3 protein-coding genes are annotated in these 2,709 nt (G+C 67.2%); 1 reads left to right on the plus strand and 2 read right to left on the minus strand.

Going from position 1 to position 2,709, the window contains the following annotated elements; translation table 11 throughout:
• On the plus strand, positions 1-381 hold a 381-nt coding region (locus VKN16_28195; GenBank protein HME98105.1), incomplete at its 5' end, for a hypothetical protein.
• A gap of 278 nt (positions 382-659) precedes the next feature.
• Here the strand turns inward: VKN16_28195 and VKN16_28200 are convergent.
• Together VKN16_28200 and VKN16_28205 are read right to left on the minus strand one after the other, a co-directional pair.
• Positions 660-1,778, minus strand: a complete 1,119-nt coding sequence (locus VKN16_28200) for an IS110 family transposase (GenBank protein ID HME98106.1) — start codon at positions 1,776-1,778, stop codon at positions 660-662.
• A gap of 146 nt (positions 1,779-1,924) precedes the next feature.
• A complete protein-coding gene (locus tag VKN16_28205) occupies positions 1,925-2,581 on the minus strand; it encodes a hypothetical protein (GenBank protein ID HME98107.1) in 657 nt (218 codons plus the stop codon).
• Positions 2,582-2,709 lie beyond the last annotated feature (128 nt).

Below are 2,709 nucleotides of genomic sequence, written 5' to 3' on the forward strand. Positions count from 1 at the left end.
GTGCTGCTCCTCGGCTGTCTAAGTCTTGCCGCCGCGTGCACGGGCATGGGCGGCGCCCATCCGGATGGAGGGACCGCCGGCGCGCCATCGGAGGGGGGTACGACGGGCGGTGTCGGCGGTCCCGGCGACGCGGGCGCGAGCGGCGCGGCCGGCACGACCGGCGCGGGCAACACCAGCGGCGGCGCGGGCACGTCCGGCGCGGCCGGCGCGAGCGGCGCGGCGGGCGCCAGCGGCACGGGCAACACCGGCGGCGGCGACGATTCGTCCGGCTGGGGCTGCGCCATCGCCGGCCGGACCGACTTCGGATCGATCGCGCTGCTGTTCATCGGCATGAGCGCGCTGGTGCGACGGCGCCGCCGGCCGACGGACCCCTCTCCCTGATATGGAACGACCCCGCAAGAGAAAAGTGAATGGGGGCCCGTTTGTTTTGGGCTGAGAGTGGAGCAGAAGGGACAGCGGCCGAAGCGGCTTCATCGACGGTTGATCACTCTGATATTCGAGGATCGAGCTGACGCTCGCCTTCATAATCGTGATTCGTCGGGAGCTGCCTCGGACTAACTTCGCGAATCTGGGCCAAGGGCCTGTCGCATAGGGAGAGACGAGGATTCTCCTTTCCGTGCGCTTCGACCGCTGACCGTTCTGCTCCATCGCCTTCGTCTTTACGCGGCCGCAGCTTCTCGTTCGGCCTGGACGCCGACAGCCCAGATGAAGCCGACGAGCTCGCGCGCGACAGCTGTTATCGCCTTGCCAGGAATCTTGCCCCTGGATGTCAGCCGCCAGTAGCGGGTGTAAAGCCGCTGCTGGGCCTTCCAGGAGATCGCCTTGATCTCCTCGCTGAGTCCCTGCTGGCGTCGCTTGTGCGCGCCGCACAGGCTCGGGCGATGTCGATACGACCATGCTGCCTCGACCAAAACTCGCCGTAGGTGGGCGTTTCCGGTCTTTGTGATCGCCCCCTGTCTCCTGCTGTTCCCCGTCGAGAATTCGCTGGGAACCAGCCCTCCGTACCCCATCAGCTGATTGGGTTTGGCGAAACGCGAGAAATTGCCGACCTCGGTCACCATCGTGGTCGCGGTGATCTTCGCGATCCCTCGCAACGCCTGCAACGCGTCGATGACCGCCTTCATCTGCGCGGGAGCGTCCTGCACCGCTTCGTCGATCGCCTTCTCGAGCCGATCGAGCCGATCGGCTGCTCGCTCCACTTCGGTCCGGTAGTCCAGCAGCGTGGCTTCCTGGGCTGTGTGCTCGAAACGCACCGTGCTCAGCCAGTTCCAGTACTTCCCCGTCCAGGCATTTGTTCCCTCCGGAGGTCGCCGGCCGTGGCGAAGCAAGAACTTGCTCAGCCGGTGCTTCGCCCGCAGCTGATCCTTCTTGGCTGCCTCCCGGGCGCGCACCACGTCTCTGAGCGCCTCGTGCGCACCGTCGGGTACCCACACCGCCGTCAGGTCTCCGCTGCGGTAGCTGCGCGCCAGCTTCTCGGCGTCCCGTCGGTCCGTTTTTACCCGATCTCCCGCCTTCACCGGCACCAACGTCGGCGCCACCACCTCACACTGAACATCCAGCCCGGTGAGCTGCCAGTACAAGGCATACCCAGTCGGGCCCGCCTCGTAACACACCCGCAGCGTCGACACTGGCTCAAGTCGCTTCACCAGCTTCCGGATCGACTCCGGACGGTTCGGGATCGTCCCGAGCGACCGACCGTCTCCGCGGCTTTCGCAGATCGCGACGGCGATCGTGTCTGCGTGAACATCCAGACCCACGTATCGGATAGACTTTGTCATCGACCGGCTCCTTTCGCATGTGGCTCTGCGCCACGGTTCTTTCCCGATCCGCAGCGTAATCCACGCTCACTGCGAATCGGGGCCGGTCGTTCCATTCTGACTAACCCTCTCCCCGCTTCGCGGGGCGAGGGGACCGGATCGAGTCGTCAGGCGTCGATCTCGACGACGTCGTCCCGGCCCTCGGCGCAGAACTGAAGCCCGAGCTGTGCCCCCTTGCCGGTGCGGGGGCCGCGGAAGCGAATGCCCGCCGCGTTCGGGGTGTAGCCGTGCAAGTCATGCGTGTCGCGGATCAAGCGGCGCGCCTGGGCGAGCGCACGGGTGGCGGCGGCGCCCGGCCGGACGTCGGCGAGCCTCAGCTGCTTCCGGGTCGCGATGTCGAAGCTCCGGCAACGGAGTCGATTATGGGCGTGGGCGGCACCTTCGTAGAACCAGCTCTCGGCCACATAGATCGACACGGCGGATTCGTCCTGATAGGCGACGCGAACGACGCGTTCGTACCAGCCGTTGCTGCAGTGATCGCGAAAGTCAGGGTCGACCTGCGGCGCGAGCAGCACCTTGTCGCCGGCCATCAGACCGTCGACGCAGCAGCTGTCCTCGCAGCGAGTCGTGATCCGCAAGCCCCCCGGAAGCCTTCGATCGGGAGCGGCGCTGTGGCGGATGCCCAGCTCGGCGGTCGTCGGGGCGGGGCCCTTCGGGCGAACGATGTCAGGCAGGTCGCGGATGCGGACATGTTTGCCGGGCGCTTGCGGCGTTGCCAGCAGCGCCAGCGCCAGTGGCAGCGGCAGCAATGCGGTCGACGTCATCCAGGAGATGATCGCACGACCGCGGGAGAGGCAAGAGCTAGTGAGTGGAGATGCGGTCGCTGGCGTCGAGGCGGGCCTGGGCCCAGCCGCGGCGTTCGACCAGCGCCTGGTGGGCGCCGTCCAGCTCG

It is taken from the genome of Candidatus Methylomirabilota bacterium (assembly GCA_035315345.1).
Lineage (GTDB): Bacteria > Methylomirabilota > Methylomirabilia > Rokubacteriales > CSP1-6 > CAMLFJ01.